The sequence below is a fragment of the Clostridium porci genome (genome assembly GCF_009696375.1).
In the GTDB taxonomy this organism is placed as follows: domain Bacteria; phylum Bacillota; class Clostridia; order Lachnospirales; family Lachnospiraceae; genus Enterocloster; species Enterocloster porci.
In genome coordinates, this window is record NZ_VUMD01000009.1 from 49,868 (window position 1) to 67,467 (window position 17,600).

Annotated in this window: 16 protein-coding genes; 6 read left to right on the forward strand and 10 right to left on the reverse strand. The window is 47.9% G+C overall.

Annotation, left to right across the window (positions count from 1 at the left end):
* The first annotated feature begins 4 nt into the window (after window positions 1–4).
* Window positions 5–1,339, forward strand: a complete 1,335-nt coding sequence (locus FYJ39_RS11550; protein WP_154472615.1) for a methyl-accepting chemotaxis protein — start codon at window positions 5–7, stop codon at window positions 1,337–1,339.
* Between the two features lie 75 nt (window positions 1,340–1,414).
* On the opposite strand, the gene FYJ39_RS11555 is transcribed toward FYJ39_RS11550, so the two are convergent.
* The gene (locus tag FYJ39_RS11555; RefSeq protein ID WP_154472616.1) at window positions 1,415–1,585 is read right to left on the reverse strand and encodes a FeoB-associated Cys-rich membrane protein; all 171 of its coding nucleotides are present in this window, start codon (window positions 1,583–1,585) and stop codon (window positions 1,415–1,417) included.
* A 190-nt stretch (window positions 1,586–1,775) separates the two neighbouring features.
* Here FYJ39_RS11555 and FYJ39_RS11560 point away from each other — a divergent pair, with 190 nt between their 5' ends.
* Entirely contained in the window at window positions 1,776–2,171 is a 396-nt protein-coding gene (locus FYJ39_RS11560; RefSeq protein ID WP_154472617.1) for a metal-dependent transcriptional regulator, read from the forward strand.
* A 171-nt stretch (window positions 2,172–2,342) separates the two neighbouring features.
* On the opposite strand, the gene FYJ39_RS11565 is transcribed toward FYJ39_RS11560, so the two are convergent.
* The 3 genes from FYJ39_RS11565 to FYJ39_RS11575 all read right to left on the reverse strand — a co-directional run bounded on the left by FYJ39_RS11565 (window position 2,343) and on the right by FYJ39_RS11575 (window position 4,940).
* Window positions 2,343–4,244: a heavy metal translocating P-type ATPase gene (locus tag FYJ39_RS11565; protein ID WP_154472618.1), complete on the reverse strand. Its 1,902-nt coding sequence runs from the start codon at window positions 4,242–4,244 to the stop codon at window positions 2,343–2,345.
* Between the two features lie 74 nt (window positions 4,245–4,318).
* Window positions 4,319–4,537: a cation transporter gene (locus FYJ39_RS11570; RefSeq protein WP_154472619.1), complete on the reverse strand. Its 219-nt coding sequence runs from the start codon at window positions 4,535–4,537 to the stop codon at window positions 4,319–4,321.
* Between the two features lie 43 nt (window positions 4,538–4,580).
* On the reverse strand, window positions 4,581–4,940 hold the full coding sequence (locus FYJ39_RS11575) for an ArsR/SmtB family transcription factor (protein ID WP_154472620.1): 360 nt from the start codon (window positions 4,938–4,940) through the stop codon (window positions 4,581–4,583).
* A 602-nt stretch (window positions 4,941–5,542) separates the two neighbouring features.
* Between FYJ39_RS11575 and FYJ39_RS11580 the strand changes: the two genes are divergently transcribed.
* From FYJ39_RS11580 to FYJ39_RS11595, 4 genes are read left to right on the forward strand one after another with little or no spacing between them, the layout of a single operon-like run.
* A complete protein-coding gene (locus FYJ39_RS11580; protein WP_154472621.1) occupies window positions 5,543–5,764 on the forward strand; it encodes a helix-turn-helix domain-containing protein in 222 nt (73 codons plus the stop codon).
* Entirely contained in the window at window positions 5,761–6,783 is a 1,023-nt protein-coding gene (locus tag FYJ39_RS11585) for a DNA cytosine methyltransferase (RefSeq protein ID WP_235919814.1), read from the forward strand. Before FYJ39_RS11580 ends, FYJ39_RS11585 begins: the two co-directional genes overlap by 4 nt.
* On the forward strand, window positions 6,731–7,606 hold the full coding sequence (locus tag FYJ39_RS11590; protein ID WP_154472622.1) for an NgoMIV family type II restriction endonuclease: 876 nt from the start codon (window positions 6,731–6,733) through the stop codon (window positions 7,604–7,606). The genes FYJ39_RS11585 and FYJ39_RS11590 overlap by 53 nt, the downstream gene beginning before the upstream one ends.
* Complete coding sequence (locus FYJ39_RS11595) at window positions 7,606–8,016, forward strand: very short patch repair endonuclease (RefSeq protein ID WP_154472623.1); 411 nt, start codon at window positions 7,606–7,608, stop codon at window positions 8,014–8,016. Before FYJ39_RS11590 ends, FYJ39_RS11595 begins: the two co-directional genes overlap by 1 nt.
* 532 nt (window positions 8,017–8,548) lie before the next feature.
* Here FYJ39_RS11595 and FYJ39_RS11600 read toward each other — a convergent pair.
* The 6 genes from FYJ39_RS11600 to FYJ39_RS11625 form a co-directional block, all read right to left on the reverse strand.
* Window positions 8,549–9,091, reverse strand: a complete 543-nt coding sequence (locus FYJ39_RS11600) for a 3D domain-containing protein (RefSeq protein ID WP_154472624.1) — start codon at window positions 9,089–9,091, stop codon at window positions 8,549–8,551.
* Between the two features lie 643 nt (window positions 9,092–9,734).
* Complete coding sequence (gene aspS / locus FYJ39_RS11605; protein ID WP_154472625.1) at window positions 9,735–11,549, reverse strand: aspartate--tRNA ligase; 1,815 nt, start codon at window positions 11,547–11,549, stop codon at window positions 9,735–9,737.
* Between the two features lie 79 nt (window positions 11,550–11,628).
* Window positions 11,629–12,894: a histidine--tRNA ligase gene (gene hisS / locus FYJ39_RS11610; RefSeq protein ID WP_154472626.1), complete on the reverse strand. Its 1,266-nt coding sequence runs from the start codon at window positions 12,892–12,894 to the stop codon at window positions 11,629–11,631.
* A gap of 77 nt (window positions 12,895–12,971) precedes the next feature.
* On the reverse strand, window positions 12,972–14,519 hold the full coding sequence (gene hemZ / locus FYJ39_RS11615) for a coproporphyrinogen dehydrogenase HemZ (protein WP_154472627.1): 1,548 nt from the start codon (window positions 14,517–14,519) through the stop codon (window positions 12,972–12,974).
* Window positions 14,520–14,568: 49 nt separating this feature from the next.
* The gene (locus tag FYJ39_RS11620) at window positions 14,569–15,210 is read right to left on the reverse strand and encodes an MBL fold metallo-hydrolase (protein ID WP_154472628.1); all 642 of its coding nucleotides are present in this window, start codon (window positions 15,208–15,210) and stop codon (window positions 14,569–14,571) included.
* Window positions 15,211–15,276: 66 nt separating this feature from the next.
* Window positions 15,277–17,562 carry a RelA/SpoT family protein gene (locus FYJ39_RS11625; RefSeq protein WP_154472629.1) on the reverse strand — a complete coding sequence of 762 codons (2,286 nt, stop codon included), beginning with the start codon at window positions 17,560–17,562 and terminating at the stop codon, window positions 15,277–15,279.
* Window positions 17,563–17,600 lie beyond the last annotated feature (38 nt).

Genomic DNA, 17,600 nt, shown 5'->3' on the forward strand with positions numbered 1-17,600 from the left:
CTACATGGTTGATCAGGTTAAGACGCTAAGAAGCTGCTCCTACATTGTGAGCTGTACGGTGGGTTTATTTTCCATTCTTTATCTTTTTAAGCAAGAGTTTTTTTACATGATACTGCTGCTGTCCATAGGGTTAGTGATTGTGCTTCCCTGCCATTTCCTGGGGAACTCCTGCACGATTCGGTTCCTCAGATGCTATCTTATTGTCTGTGTTAATTTTACAATCTTTATTACGCAAACCATAACCGGGCGTTTTACCCCAAGCCCGGCTCTGTATATCTGCGCGGGCGCGCTTTCTATGCTCTTTTTTTCTATCATGCTGGTTCGGCTTAGCTTTATTTGCAGCATCGCATTGTTTCTTTTAGAAGCTGCCATATTAAGCGCAAGGGCAGATAAATGGATCGAAGATCCCCTGGTTCTGGCTCAATGCCTTCTCGCCATTTTAGTGGGATTTGTACTGACACATTTAAGCGTAAAAAATGAGATCCATTACCTGACCGAGTCTGCCTCCAAACAGGAGGAGGTGCAGAAAATAGCGGAAAATTTGTCTGAAAAAACGGCTCATAATGAGGAAATGGTACAAGAACAGCAGGATTTACTTCTACACGTCGCTGCAATCGCAGGCAATATCTCTACTGAGGCAAAGAGCCTGTCCGGCGAATCAGAAAGCTTAGCCTGCGGCGCCACACAGCAGGCTGCTTCTGTACAGCAGGTCTATGCGGCAGTGGAAACCTTCTCCTCCCAGATGAAGAACACCGTTGATTTGGCACAAAGGATACAAACAGACTCCAGGGAAATGAACCTGTACGTAGAAGAAGGCGGAACCCACATGGGAGGGATGCTCTCTGCGGTAAAGAAAATAGAGGACAGCATGCTTTCCATTGAGCACATCATTAAAACGATCAACGACATTGCCTTTCAAACAAACATCCTTGCACTAAACGCCGCTGTAGAAGCCGCCAGAGCGGGAGAAGCTGGTAAAGGGTTTGCTGTAGTAGCCGACGAGGTACGAGCTTTGGCCAGCAACAGCGCAAAGGCTGCCAAGGAAACCATGGAGGTATTGTCCAGCTGCCAGCATGCAGTCGACCATGGAGCTGCCGTAGCGCGGCAAACCTCAGATGCCTTAGGTAAAATTAAAGACAGCGTAGAAAACGTAGCTCATCGGGCAGTGGATATTTCCGGGGTTGCCACAGACCAGCTCACTACCATGGACAAGATTAAGGAAGAAATGAATCAGGTTTCTGGCGTCATCCAAACAACCGCAGCCTCTGCCGGGCAGGTAGCCGCCATGGTAAAAGAAATTTCCCGCCAGTCTGATCAGCTAGACACATTGGGGAGGTAGCAAGCCGCCTTTACCAGGCTCAGCTTCCATAAGGAATGAAGTGCTTATGCCAAAAAAGCAGCCTTCAAACAGGAGCTAATGTCTGGAGCTGGTAGAATGGCAGGAGGTTGCTCCGTGGCAGCCTCCACAGCCGCCTCCGCAGCTGGAACAGCCCTTCCCAGCCTTTTTATCCCGTATCATTTTTCGAATAATCGCTCCTACAACAGCCATGAGTATAAGCAAAATAATCAGTGTTGGAAGATTCATATTCCTCTCTCCTTTTCTAACTGTTTCTGGAATGTTACCAAAAGCCTTTGATTGGCCTCTTTTTAGTTAGATCTCTCTAACTTTTTCTTTATATTTAAGTTATCACTGTCTACGTCTCTTGTCAACTCTTTTTTAATATGCTAAACTTATATCTGACACAACAACTATTAGAATCGGGGGTGTAAATCGATTGAAAATACAGGAATCAGCAGAGAACTATCTGGAAACCATCCATATGCTTAGTCAGAAGCAGACCTATGTACGCTCCATCGACATAGCCGTAGAGCTGGGTTTTTCAAAACCAAGCGTCAGTGTTGCGATGAAAAATCTCAGGAAAAACGGTTATATCTTAGTGGATGGCCAGGGACATATCACTCTGACCTCTGCCGGTCAGGCCATTGCAGACACAATATATGAGCGCCATACCCTGCTATCCAACTGGCTTGTCTATCTGGGGGTGGACGCCAAAACCGCTGTAGAAGATGCCTGCCGTATGGAGCATACCCTCAGCGCAAAGAGCTTTGACGCCATCAAAAAGCATATTAACCAGGGAAACGAACTCCCGGAAGCCGAAAAACGCCTTTAGTCTGTCTGAGCTTGCTCCATCAAAGGAGTCTGAGCTCTGCCTTGTCTCCAAAGCGTTCATAATTACAGCAGAGCAGCAAAGAAAGCCTGACAAAACCACAGCCTTTTTCATTGGTTTTGTCAGGCTTTCTTCTAGCTTACGGAACAAGACTAGCCTTTAAAAGAGCTTTTATCAAAGGGACAATACACGCATTGCATTCAGAATTGCAATCACCGATACGCCTACATCCGCAAATACAGCCTCCCACATGGTAGCAATTCCGAAGGCTCCCATTAGAAGCACGATCGCTTTCACACCTAAGGCAAACAGTATGTTCTGCTTTACAATAGACATTGTCTTTCTGGAAATGCGTACCACATCTGCAATCTTGGCAGGATCATCATCCATAAGAACAATATCCGCCGCCTCAATCGCCGCATCAGAGCCCATGCTTCCCATGGCAATGCCAATATCTGCTCTGGAGAGAACGGGAGCATCATTAATGCCGTCTCCCACGAAAGCCAGCTTATCCCTGCCTTTCATGCCAGCCAGAAGCTCCTCCACCTTTGCCACCTTGTCTCCTGGAAGCAGCTCTGCATGAACCTCATCCAGCCCCAGCTTCGCTGCCACGGCCTCTCCCACCTCCTGTTTATCTCCTGTCAGCATGACAGTGCGTGTTATACCTGCCTTTTTGAGCTTCTCAATGGCTGTAAACGCCTCCTCCTTAATGGTATCTGATATAACAATGGCACCCTTAAACTTACCATCCACTGCCACATAGACAACCGTACCGATTCCAGAGCACGCCTCATAATCTACCTTCATTTCCTTCATCAGCTTGCTGTTCCCTGCAAGAACCATGCGGCCGTCAACTTCAGCCCTGACGCCATGGCCAGATATTTCCTCTGTGTCCGTTACCCGGTTCATGTCCGTCTCCTGTCCCCAGGCCTCTCTGATAGACCGGGATATCGGATGGTCGGAGTAGCCCTCTGCCAGGGCCGCCAGTTCCAAAAGAGCATCCTTTTCCTTTTTTTGCATACTCCCGTCTTCCTCCTGGCCGTGTTGACAGGCAGGCAGGATTTCCGTTACCTTAAATTCACCCTTTGTCAACGTTCCCGTCTTATCAAAGACAATGGTTCTCATCTCAGACAAAGCTTCCAGATAATTGCTTCCCTTAACCAGAACGCCCCGCTTGGAGGCTGCCCCGATTCCTGAAAAAAAGCTCATAGGCACAGAAATGACAAGCGCGCACGGACAGGAAATTACCAGAAACGTACAGGCCCTCCTCACTCCCTCCTCCCATGTCTGTCCAAACAGCATAGGCTGCATAATTGCCAACAATACAGCTCCTAAAACTACCAGGGGGGTATAATATCTGGCAAACCGCGTAATAAAGTTTTCCACCTGTGCCTTTTTGCTGCTGGCATTTTCCACCAGCTCCAGTATCTTAGCCACCGTGGAATCATCAAACTCCCTAGTGACGCGGACTTTCAATAGACCGCTTCCGTTGACACAGCCGCTTATTATCTCGCTGCCCGGCCCCACCCTTCTGGGAACTGACTCCCCTGTAAGAGCTGAAGTATCCACCAATGATTCCCCGAATAGCACCTGGCCATCCAAAGGGATTCTCTCTCCTGCTTTTACTACAATGGTATCGCCAATCTGAATATTATTGGGATCTACCTGAGTAAGCGTTCCATTTTCCTCTATGTTCGCATATTCAGGGCAGATGTCCATCAGCTCTGTAATTGACTGCCTGGAACGGTTCACTGCATAATTCTGAAACAGCTCTCCCACCTGATAAAACAGCATAACCGCTACCGCCTCGGAATACTGCCCTATGCCATAAGCTCCAAAGGTGGCTACCGTCATAAGAAAGTTTTCGTCAAAAACCTGACCGTTTCGGATATTTCGGAAAGCTCTGAATATAATATCCCAGCCTATCGCTATATAGGGAATCAGATACAGTCCGGCTCTTCCCCATACTCCCAGTTCCCTAGGCAGAGCTTCCATATGCTCTGCTACAGCCAGAGGAATATATAGAATCAATACAGCAATGATACGTCCAAGCATTACCTTCTGTTTCTTCGTCATTTTCATTCCCTTTCTATTCAGAACAGGCGGCTTCCCGATTTATGCTTTCTTAGCCGGGCGCCGCCAGTCTTTTATTACATCAAAATTGTGCAGTCTGGTTCCACCTTTTTACACACATCCACCACCTGGCCCATAATCTCATCAAACCGGCTGTCTTCCGCCTCTATGGTCAGTTTCTGAGTCATAAAGCTCACGTTGGCGTCTGCCACCCCTTCGATCCTTCTGATAGCCTCCTCCATCTTTGCCGCGCAGTTTGCACAGTCTAAATCCTGTAATTTAAACTTCTTCTTCATGCCTTCTGTCCTCCATCCTCTATTATTCTGATATTTTTGTTTCTTATTCCTCAATGTGCTCCATGCCTTGGTTAATAATCGTTCTCACATGCCCGTCCGCCAGGGAATAAAATACTGCCTTTCCTTCCCTGCGGCTCTTAACCAGGCAGTTCTGCTTCAGTATTCTCAGCTGATGGGAAATAGCCGACTGGTTCATACCTAAGATCTGTGCAATATCGCATACACACATCTCCGCTTCAAACAGCACATACAATATCTTTATCCTGGTAGAATCTCCAAAGACCTTAAACAGCTCCGCTAAATCGTAAAGCTTATCCTCATCCGGCATCTTTTCATTAACCGCCTTTACAACATCCTCGTGAACCTGATAATAGTCACAGCACTCCACATCGTTAACCGCCATCGTCTCCACCCTTCTACATACATTATATGTTCATATGAATTGTTGTTCATTTGTTTATATCTTAATTATATATAAAAAAACCATACTGTCAAGTCTTTTTTATTATTTCATGCATTAACTTATTGAGAGGAGAGGCTCTTGCAACAAACATTCATTTCTTATAGTACTTCCGGAGGTGAATGCGAGGTTGATAAGAAAACTACCAAAGAATGTACTTTGAAAATAGTAGCTACCGAAGGACCTATTAAACAACCTCGAATAAAGAATGACGGTAAAAAATCTTCCCATACCGGCAAGACAGAGGTTTCAGAAAAACTCTGTTCTTCATGCGGCATTAGGAAGACAACACTTCGTCAGCGGCTCCACAACACAGATAAAATATTTTGTTGTTTCAGAAGCAGACAACATCTGCACCTGTTAAGATTGCTATATCAGAAACAAAGGTTCGGGTCAAGGCATAAGAGAGAAAACATGTTCGTTCCGGTGTAAAAAGCAGTGCTGGAACGGATTTTTTGAGAGCAGCAAGCACAGTGAGATTATCTTGCGAGTTAAGTCTGCGTGTGCTATAATACTATCAACTTGATACTGAACGGAGAATTACGATGCCCATTTCCTATGATAAGCTCTGGAAACAACTGATTGACAAGAAAATGAACCGGACGAAGTTAAAGTATGCCGCCGGTATCAGCTTCAACGTGCTTGCAAAGATGGGAAGAAATGAATTTGTCTCTATGGAAAGCCTGCATAAGATTTTCTTAACACTCAAATGTGATGTAGGAGAGATCATGGAGTTCATTGATGAAGGAGTTACAGAACAATCATGATTTCGATTGAACTACACAGGAGTGAAAAGAAAATGCAGCAGCCTTTGACTTGTGTTGAGATATGTGCTGGCGCTGGTGGACAGGCTTTGGGGCTTGCAATGGCCGGTTTTGTTCATGTTGCACTTGTCGAGTATGAAGAAGATTATTGCAAAATTTTGAAGCAAAACCGTCCTGAGTGGAATGTGATTTGCGCCGATGTCCACAACTTTGATGGCCGCACATACCGAGGCGTGGATCTTCTGGCTGGCGGAGTTCCTTGTCCGCCTTTCTCAGTTGCAGGTAAGCAACTCGGGCAGGAGGATGAACGCGACCTTTTTCCCGAAGCGATTCGTCTTATCAGGGAAATTCAGCCGCGTGCTGTCATGCTTGAAAACGTCCGAGGATTTCTTGATTCAGGCTTTGACGAATACCGCAGCCATATTTTAACGTCGATTCAAAAACTTGGTTATGTGACGCATATCAAGCTCTTGAATGCTTCTGATTACGGCGTTCCACAGCTCCGCCCCAGAGTAGTTATCATTGGTATTCGGAAAGATCAGACCGGCGCATTTGCCTATCCTGACGAGAAACCGGATAGCGCACCGGCTGTCGGGGATACGCTCTGTGATTTGATGGAACAAAATGGCTGGGAAGGTGCAAAACGGTGGGCTTCAAATGCAAACCGTATCGCGCCAACACTGGTAGGCGGCTCCAAGAAACACGGTGGCCCCGATCTTGGCCCCACGCGTGCGCGTAACGCATGGGCAGAGCTTGGCGTGGATGGCCGCGGAATCGCAAATGAAGCACCAGCTCCCGGATTTGAGGGAATGCCTCGGCTGACAAGCCGGATGATGGCGCGGATTCAAGGATTTCCCGATACATGGACGTTTGGAAAACGAAAAACGGTTGCATGCCGGATGATTGGGAACGCCTTTCCTCCCCCGGTTGCACAGGCAGTTGGAGAAAAAATAAAGGAGTGTCTGGAACATGGATGCATTGATAGCGAATGCGAGATTTCACTTTCACAAGCAGTTGTTTGAAACGAATACTCTGACATTAACCACGGTAGGAGTAGCATCCAATGCGGACACCAGCAGTCGTGGCTCAAAAGCGATTGCACGGAAAATCGTTGATATTCTTGTGGAAGAACAGCATCATGCTGTTTCCACAGTTGACAAAATTTCCGGGCAAACGCTTGGCAAACAATTCGAGACATTGACGATGGAGTTTCTGCGTGAAACCTTTCCCTACTTGCAGGACCTTCGTCCCGGAAACTGGACAATTCTTCAGCTTGGCAACAACAATAAGCTGAAAACAAGCGATTTCGCACAGTATGAGCATCTTGCGTACTTAAATGCACTTACATCGCAGAACGCGCAGTTGGCCGCCGCGCTTGGCAATGACTACCTCGTTGCACCTGACGTTGTGGTCTATCGTGATCTCTATGAAGACAGCGAGATCAATGCCGTCCAGTGCATTGTAGATGATGAAATCAGCAAAATGGCTGATATTCGGAAGTCCAACGGAGGTAAGCCCATTCTCCATGCAAGCGTTTCTGCAAAATACACGATGCGCAGCGACCGCGCACAGAACAGCCGGACAGAGGCGTTGAATCTGATTCGCAACCGCAAAGGACATCTGCCGCACATCGTTGTAGTAACGGCAGAGCCAATGCCGAATCGTCTGGCTTCACTTGCACTTGGCACGGGCGATATTGACTGCGTATATCATTTTGCGCTCTATGAGCTAATACGTGCAGTCAAAGAGGCCGGCTCCGAGGACGCAGTTGAAACTCTGGAGACACTTGTGAAGGGCAAGCGGCTAAAGGATATTTCCGATTTGCCGCTGGATTTGTCTGTGTAATGGCTGATTCTGTTTCTTCTGCCCGCCGAAGCGAGATCATGTCGCATATCAAAAGCAAAGATACCAGCATTGAGCTTTTAGTGCGGCGAAAGCTGTTTTCTATGGGGTATCGCTATCGTGTGAACTACAAAGTGCTACCCGGCAAGCCGGATGTTGTGTTCACAAAGAAAAAAGTTGCAATTTTCATCCACGGCTGTTATTGGCACGGACATGATTGCGGTAGCCATTATGCTCATGCCAGCCAATCCAACAAAGCGTATTGGGGCCCAAAGATAGAGCGTACAAAGCAGCGAGATCAAGAACATATTCAAGCGTTAGAGGCTGCTGGATGGAAGGTCATAGTGCTGTGGGAATGCGAGATAAGAGCTAATTTTGAGGAAGTTCTTTTGAAAACTATTGCCACACTTTAAGCAATTTTGCCGAAACCGATTCTGGCTTCCTATGAAAAAGGGCTACATTCTGATGTGCTGGATCGCCCAGTCACCGGAATGTGGCCTTTATGATTTCTGACTGCCTGCACCGCTGATTTTCCTGTCGTGCTTTATGCAAGGCTGTAATTCAAGTGATATACAAAAGAAACATACAGTTAACTGGAATTTAACAATCTGGATGATTACTTTACCGTGCTAAGCATTCGATATGCGGGGATGTTTGAGCAGGAAGCGTTAACTTACATTTTAGGAAACCCGGCCAATATCACTATCTCTGATTTGGAAATGCCTGTTATGAATGGAACCGGGGCTAATTCGGGAAGTTAAACGGAAGGGCCTCAGCACACCTGTCATGGTGCTAGAAAGCCCTCAAAAAACATACAAGAGCGGCTTATCAAAAACGGCAGTTGGAAATACAGAATAAGAAAGTTCTGCTTTTTCACAAAAAAGCTGCTGCTTTACAGATATAGCATCTGCTTAGCAGCAGCCCTAAAAAAGAATCCGCAGCAGCTTACTCTGTATCCTCTACCCGGAATACCTCTATAAACCGTCTGCCGCTTTCAAGCGCTTCCTGATGGGTGTTATAAAAAATGTCGATTTTATTTCCCTTGATGGATGCCCCGGTATCCTCTACCGTATAGATTATCCCATCAATTTTCAGCCTGGTTCCCAGTGGAAAAACATGCAGATCAGCTGCAACCGTGCGCTCTGCCTTCGGTATCGTCTCCGAATAGGTAAGCTTGTAATCTCCCGTGCATATCTCACAGGCGCAATATCCCGTAACCTCAAACATACCGCAGGACTCCTCAGCTTCTGCTTTCGACTCGGCGTTGGAAGTTTTCTTAATACCTATGTCCGGTTTCAATATGGCCTGCCTTTCCGTTTGCAGCGCCCACTGCTGCCCTTCTCCCCCAGGGGCCCCCTGTTCTGCAGTTATACTGCCTAATTCCACCACAACCTCTTCTCCCTGTCCCTCAGCATAAGAAGGAAAAGAAACCAAACCCACAGCAAATAAAAGGATAAAAATTACGTTCCTCCCCTTATTAACCCCCATGCGTTTCTTCTCCTCTCATATAAATTCTGGCAGCTGAAAGACGGCGCTATAGATACGGCGCAGCTCCCCTATTGCTTATGGACAAAGCTCCGGCAGGGCCGTCTTATACTAGCATAATATTATATATATCGTCCCGATTGCCATGTAAATAAGGGCAGTTTTTAATATCTGCCTTTTATTCAGACTTTTTCCGCTTCATGGGTTCTTAGTTTTACGATTGGACAGAAGATGAAATTGCCTGTGATTTCCGCAGAATGCTAACATTAGAGCAATACAGAAATTCTGAGATCAGCGCGAATATCGCAGATCCTTTTACGAAATGGACCTGACGCCTGAACAAAGCACTCCGGTTAAGATTGACGCTGCAGAGACGTGATCCAAAATGCGGATGAAGATGCCGAGGGTATCTCAATATATGAACTAGAGAAAAATAAAGAGCTTTAGAAGGATTGGTTAAAGCAGGAAAATGCGGTTCCTTTGTTCGCCCGGAATAAGGCCCCAGCACTGATGATTACAGTGGCTTTTGGAGGAAGACGCTCTGTACTTATGTAAACTATACGTCTGTGAAGCATTATGCCCCACAGACGTTTTACGCTATCAATTCCTGCTTCTTGTTATCGGGTTCTATCAATTCCCCTTATTATTAGCTGGAAAAGGAGGCGCCTTCCTGCCCCTCAGGCTTCACAATCTCAATGCTCAGCTCCTCCAGCTGTTTGTGATCAACCGGCGTGGGCGCCTCCGTCATCAAGCAGGAAGCGTCCTTGACCTTGGGGAAGGCGATTACGTCACGGATGCTGTCTGCACCTACCATCAGCATAGCCACACGATCCAGTCCGTAGGCCAGGCCCGCGTGAGGAGGAACGCCGTATTGAAATGCCTTCAGAAGAAAGCCAAACTGCTCCTGGGCCTGCTCCGCTGTAAAGCCCAAAACCTCCAGCATTTTCTCCTGAATGTCCGCCTGGTGAATACGGACTGAGCCTCCTCCCAGCTCGGTTCCATTCAGGACGATATCGTATGCTTTGGCACGCACAGCTCCCGGATCGGTATCGATCATAGGCCAGTCCTCCTCCATTGGCATAGTAAATGGATGATGCATTGCCATAAAGCGGCCCTGCTCCTCTGAATATTCAAGGAGAGGAAACTCTGTTACCCACAGAAACCTAAAATCATCCTTTTTCAGTAAATTCTGCTGCCTTGCCAGCTCCAAACGGAGATTTCCCAGCACATCATATACCACCTTGTCCTTATCAGCGGCAAACAAAAGCAAGTCTCCTGCTTTCGCTCCCATTGCAGCTACAAGAGCAGTCATTTCCTCCTCCTTCATAAACTTTGAGAAGGAAGATTTCACTGTGCCGTCCTCCTGAATGGCTGCATAAGCCAGGCCCTTGGCCCCAAAGCCCCTGGCTAGCTCAACCAGAGCGTCTATCTTCTTGCGGGGCATCCCTCCCTGTCCCTCAGCATTAATGCCGCGGACTGAGCCGCCGTTATCCAAAGCGTCCCTGAACACGGCAAACTCGCAGTCTCTCACGACTTGGGAAACATTTTTAAGCTCCATGCCAAACCGCATGTCTGGCTTATCAGAGCCGAAGCGATCCATTGCTTCCTTCCAGGTCATACGCTGTATAGGCAGTGGAATGTCAATATTTAGGATCTCCTTAAACAGCCTCTGAAGAAGCCGCTCATTTACATCCAGAACATCCTCCACATCCGCAAAGGACAGCTCCATATCAATCTGTGTAAACTCAGGCTGGCGGTCTGCTCTTAAGTCCTCGTCACGGTAGCACCGGGCCAGCTGGAAATAGCGGTCATAACCGGAGCACATCAAAAGCTGCTTAAAAAGCTGGGGCGACTGTGGCAGCGCGTAAAAGGAGCCCGGATGCACACGGCTGGGAACCAGATAGTCCCGAGCGCCCTCAGGCGTGCTTCCGATCAGCGTAGGAGTCTCAATCTCCAAAAAGCCCTCTTCTGCCAGAAACTGCCTTGTAAGTATGGCAATACGGCTTCTGGTCATCATATTCCTCTGAATATCCGGCCTTCTTAAATCCAGATAGCGGTATTTTAAGCGCAGCTCCTCCTTTGTCCTAGAGTTTTCCTCAATCGGAAAGGGAGGGGTTTCCGACTCGGAAAGAATACGCAGCTGCCTGGCCCTGACTTCGATTGCCCCGGTTGCCAGATTTTCGTTTACCCCTCCGGATCGGGCCTCTACCACGCCTTTTACCGCGATTACGAACTCGCTTCTGAGCTTCTCAGCCTTTGCAAAGCTTTCCTCGCCACAGTCGCTCTCCTCAAAAATAAGCTGGAGGATTCCGGAGCGATCCCGCAAATCCACAAAAATAATCCCCCCCTTATTTCTGCTTTTCTGAACCCATCCCATAACGGTCACTTCCTGACCGATGTTAGCGGCAGTTACTTCTGTACATCTGTGGGAACGCTTCATCCCAACCATTGATTCTCCCATATTTAATCTCCTTTTGTCAGTCAGGGCTTCTTTAACCATCCCTGTTCCAATTATCAATACTTCCAGTACAGCCTATCCTTTAATTTTTCAGGCTCTTCCTGTAAAATTCCTTAAACTCTGTATAGCCTTCCCTGCTAAGCTGCTCCTTTTGAAATCTTTTATTCTTGTTCATCTGAGCTACCAGCACCTGAACACCCCTGCTGCGCTCCTGCATGGCTTCCCGTATGATTCCTGCCAGAACCCCGCTGTCCATTCCCTTTTCAAAAAGAAACGCCTTCTTTCCCGTGGCTCCAGGCACTGTAAAGCCGTTATCCAGCAAAATCGTAACGATTCTTTCAAAACCGATGGAAAAGCCGCAGGCCGGGGTTTCTATACCTGTAAATCTGCCAATCATCTTATCATAGCGGCCTCCGCCTGCAACCGAACCTCCAAAGCCCTTCATGGAAACCTCAAATATGGTTCCTGTGTAATAGGACATGCCTCGTACCAGGGTAGGATCAAACTCCAGCCCGAACCTGGCCTCTGCCACCTCTGCAACCGTATCCATAATATGGGCCAGATTCCTGCTGATTTCCACCGGCAGGACGTCGGAAAGCTGCTCTCCCAAAGCACGGACTCCTGTTGCGTCCTTATTCACATTTTTAAGCAGCTCCAGGTAGGCGGTTACGCTGGCCTTTGCATATCCGGCCTCTAAAAGCTCTCTCTCCACGCCCTCCAGGCCGATCTTATCCATCTTGTCCAGAATAATGAACACCTGCTCCATTGAGTCTTCCGGGAAGCCGCAATGGAGGGCCATCCCCCTTAAAATGCCTCTGTCATTGATCCTCACGGTAAATCCGTTGTCCGGACAGATCCTTCCAAGAGCAGTGGCGGTGGCCAGAATCAGCTCAATTTCAGCCAGGCTGGTGGCGTCTCCCAGAATGTCAATATCGCACTGGACAAACTGGCGGAATCTCCCCTTCTGTGGCCTGTCCGCACGCCACACGCTTCCCATCTGAAGAGCCTTAAATGGGTTGGGCAAAGACGCTGCGTGATTGGAATAATACCGGGATAAGGGCAGAGTCAGATCATAGCGCAGACCGCTGTCAACCAGATCCTTTTCTGAGGAAGCATGCTCCAGGTTCAGCTTCTCCCCCCGCTTTAAAATTTTAAAAATCAGCTTCTCATTATCTCCGCCCTGCTTACTGGTAAGGTTCTCTATATGCTCCACACAGGGAGTCTCTATCTGGGAAAATCCAAAGCTTTTATAGGTTTCTTTAATCTGGTTCATCACATACTCACGGATCTGCATTTCCTGAGGCGTAATATCCTTCATACCTGTAACCGGTTTTTTCGCTAATGCCATACCTGCTCTCCAATCCTGTTTTGTTTAATATCTATATTTTAATGAACTTTTATGATTTTGCAAGTCTTTTAGAGGAATTAATAAAGTATTTTTTCCTTTCGCTCAAGCATCTCGCCGATTCTGGAAATATACTGCTCTACTTCCTTAACGTTTTCACAGCGCTCCCTCCGGTTTTCTGCAGGATACACTACCTTAGTTGTAACGCCTGGGCCGCAGCCGATGATGGTCTGCTGTTCCTCCATAATCAGGATATTGTAAATACAGGCTTTGCCAGGAAGGGAATAGCCTACATTCTCAAAATTTCCTGCCATATTCTTCTGACGGTAGAGATAGTAAGGCTCCATGCCCAGCTCACGGGCGCAGGCCTCGCTCAGGTCAATCATCTCCGGCGGGTTCTGAATCTGAAGCTCTCCATGCTCCTCCTTAAAAAGCTTCAGCCGCGCCGCCCGCTTGATTGCCAGTGAGTGAACCGTCAGCGAATCCGGCCTTAGGGCCTTCACCTCTTCCAACGTATGCTCCACATCCTCCAGCCCTTCCCCGGGAAGACCCATAATCAGATCCATATTGATGTTGTCAAAGCCCAGCTCGCGGGCCATATGGAATTTCTCCCTCACCATCTCCACAGTATGCTTTCTGCCTATAAAATCCAGCGTTTTCTGGTTCATGGTCTGAGGATTGATGGAAATACGGCTAACTCCATGAGCCCGAAGCGTCTTAAGCTTTTCCTCAGATATACTGTCCGGCCGTCCGGCCTCCACAGTAAATTCCATCGCATTCTGCATGTTAAAGAGCCCTTCCAGCTTACATAAAATCAAATCAATGTCCTCCGTGGGAAGGGCTGTAGGCGTACCCCCTCCAAGGTAAACGGTATCCAGCGGCCGTCCCTCCATCTTCCTTGCCGTATATTCCAGCTCTTTAAACAGGGCCTCCAGGTAAAGGCCGGTACGGCCCATCCATTTGCTGATGGGATAGGAGGTAAAGGAACAGTACATGCAGGTGGTGGGGCAAAAGGGGATTCCTATATAAAGGCTGTAGCCTCTCTGGTAATCCAAAGGCCTCAAAAGTCTCTTTTCCCTGGCTGCAATTTCGACGCACAGATCAATTTTCCTTCTGCTGGCCAGATAGGTATCCTTCATAAACCTTCGGATTTCATCCTCCGTCCACCCTTCCTCCAGCCTTGCAAGGGCTATCTTTACAGGGCGAATGCCGGTGAGAGACCCCCATGGAAGGGTTCGGCCTGTGCGGGCTGTAAGCATTTCATAAAGCAGCTTCTTTACCACATTCTTAGCGCCGGAGTGATCCGTCAGATCCGCGGGGCGACCCCCCCAGGCTGTTAAGGAAAAGCCAGTCAGGCCGGGAGGACATACTTGGGGCTGTTTAGGCGCTGTTTTTGTGGAGCTTCTAAGGCTGCCCAAAGCCTCCGCTTCCACAGAAACCGCTCCGTCCTCAGACGCTCCCGGCTCCCATATGTAGACTCCGACTTCACCGGTTCCCAGCCGCGTCTCCACATAAAAATCCACACCATCCTTTACCTCATGGGCGTATGTCTCCCCCGGATAAAAAGACATCAGAAGCTCTCTGATGTCCTGTTCATATACATTATCCTGTATCAATAATCCTATCATATCTGTCCCGCTTTCTGTCCTTACTTTACCTTATATAAAGAAATGCCCCTTATCTGTAAAAGGCCATGGGATTGCACTGCTTCTCATATCCAATGGACGTAAGCTCCCCATGTCCCGGATATACTGTGGTATCATCAGGCAGTACAAACAGCCTGTCAAGAATGGAATGAACCATCTGGCTGCTGCTTCCCGTTGGAAAATCCGTTCTTCCATAAGACTCCCTAAACAGAGTATCCCCTGCCAGAAGCAGCCGCTCCTCAGGTATATAGTAGCAGACAGAGCCGGCTGTATGGCCTGGCGTTTCCAGAACCTTCCAGGTTACGCCAAGAAACGTCAGCTCCTGCCCATCTGTTACAAACTCATCTGCGTGAAAGCCAAGCGGCATCCCCTGAAAGCGTTCCGACAGATTCAGTCCAGGATCGGCCAGCATAGCGTCCTCTGTCTCAGAAGCATATATTTTTAGCTGGAATGCCCGGCGTATTTCAGGCGCGGCCAGCATATGGTCGAAATGTCCATGGGTCAGCAGTACGGCGGACGGAGTAACTCCCAGCTCCCTGCATTTGTTGGAAATGAAAGGATAATTGCCAGCCGGATCCACCACCACGGCTTCCTTGGAATCCTCATTGTAAACCAAATAGCAGTTGGTGCTCACTGCTCCCAGAACCCAGGTTTCAATCCGTATATTGCTCATCTTTTTTCTCCCTTCTATAGCCCCGTAAGTTCGATCCAAGCTGACCAAGGGTTTCCCTTCCGATGTTTAACCGCTTGTACGCTCAATATCCATCACACCCTCAATCTGGCGTATCTTATCTGTCAGACGGTTCAGCTCTTCTGTACCGTGAATATCAAAGGTCATTATAATCGTAGCCTTCCCCTGCTTGCTTGTACGCACATTCATCGATGTAATATCGATCTGCTTCTCCGTAAATACCTTGGAAATATCTGCGAACATGCCAATGCGGTTATTGGCAAAAATCTGAATTTCAGCCGAATACTGCTCGTTGCCGCTGGCTCCCTCTGCCACCTGCCATTCCGCGTCAATCATGCGTCCCCGCTCATCCTCAGGCAGATTGATAATATTGATGCAGTCTGTCCTGTGAATGGAAACTCCACGGCCTCTGGTGACGAAGCCTACAATCTCATCTCCAGGTACCGGATTGCAGCATTTTGAAAAGCGGACAGCCAGGTCATGGATACCTTTCACTACGATTCCGCTTCTGGATTTTCGAACCGTAGCTTCGCCGGATCTGCCGCCCGTATCGGCAATTCCCTTAAGCACATCCTCATCAGAGATCTCCCGCTTCAGCTTCTTCTCCCGCTCCTCCACCATCTTGTTGATGACCTGACCCTCCTTCAGGCCGCCGTGTCCGATGGAGGCAAGAACAGAATCCCAGTCCTTAAAGGCATAGCGGTTCATTACCTTTTCCATAAATTCCGGCTTTCCTATCTCGCCCCAGTTAATGCCCTTGGACTTACAATACCGTTCAATGGCCTCTCTGCCCCGGACAATATTGTCCTCCTTCATCTCATTCTTAAACCACTGATTGATCTTGTTCTTGGCCTGGGTGCTCTTGACAATATTCAACCAGTCTCTGCTGGGGCCCTTGGAATTTTGTGAGGTAATAATTTCCAGTTGATCTCCGTTCTGAATTACATACTCGATGGGTACCAGCTTGCCGTTGACTCTGGCCCCAACCATCTTATTGCCAACTGCACTGTGTATACAATATGCAAAATCAATGGGCGTTGATCCGCTGGGAAGGGTCTTCACATCTCCAGAGGGGGTAAAGCAGTAAACACTGTCGGAAAACAGATCCAAATCTCCCTTAACCATGCTCAGAAATTCCTTGGAATCATCTGTGTCCCTCTGCCACTCCAATATCTGGCGCAGCCAGCTAAGCTTCTCCTCCTCTCTTCCGGCCGCCACCTGCCCGCTTCCGCTCTCCTTGTATTTCCAGTGAGCCGCAATACCGTATTCAGCCGTCCGGTGCATAGCAAAGGTGCGTATCTGTATCTCAAAGGGCTGCCCATTGCTTCCTATAAGTGTAGTATGGAGAGACTGATACATATTCTGCTTGGGCATAGCGATATAATCCTTAAAACGGCCAGGAATGGGCTTATACATCTCATGAATCACGCCAAGGGCCGCATAGCAGTCCTTCACTGTCTCCACCATAATACGCACTGCAAATAAATCGTATATCTGATCCAGTGTTTTATTCTGGTTTACCATTTTCTTATAAATACTGAAAAAATGCTTCACCCTGCCGCCAACTGTAGCGTCGATGCCAGCCTCCCTCATATGGCGCCTTACTTCGTCTACTATCTCCTGAACAAATGCCTCCCTGGTATCCTTTCGCAGATCTACCTTTTCCACCAGATCATAGTAAACCTCCGGCTTTAAAAATTTGAGAGACAGATCATCCAGCTCTATCTTAATCTTTGATATACCAAGCCTGTCGGCGATGGGGGCATAGATCTCCAGGGTCTCCCTGGCCTTTTCCTTCTGCTTATCCGGCTTCCAGTACTGGCCGGTACGCATATTATGGAGCCGGTCAGCCAGCTTTATGATAATAACCCGGATATCCTTTGCCATGGCTAGGAACATTTTCCTCAGGTTATCCGCCTGAATCTCCACCTTATCTTTGTCCCAGTTTAACTGGGTCAGCTTCGTAACTCCATCCACCAAAAAGGAGACCTCTGAACCAAACTCCTCCGTCATCTGATCCAGCGTCATAATCGTATCCTCAACCACATCATGAAGAAGCCCTGCCGCGATGGTTTCCTTATCCATCTCCAGATCTGCCAGTATGATAGCTACACATAAAGGATGAATAATATACGGCTCTCCGGACTTTCTCTTCTGCTCCTGATGAGCCTTATCTGCCAGGCGGTATGCCTTTTCAATCATTGTAATATCATCCGAAGGATGGTATCTGCGGATGCTGCGGATTAAATCCTGGTAAAGCTCCTCCGGGCTTGTAAAGTCTGCAGGAGCCTCCAAAACAATATCCAATTTTTCTTTTGTTCCCTCGTTTGCCATATCTGCGGTCACCTTTTTCTATGGATAATTAAAATACA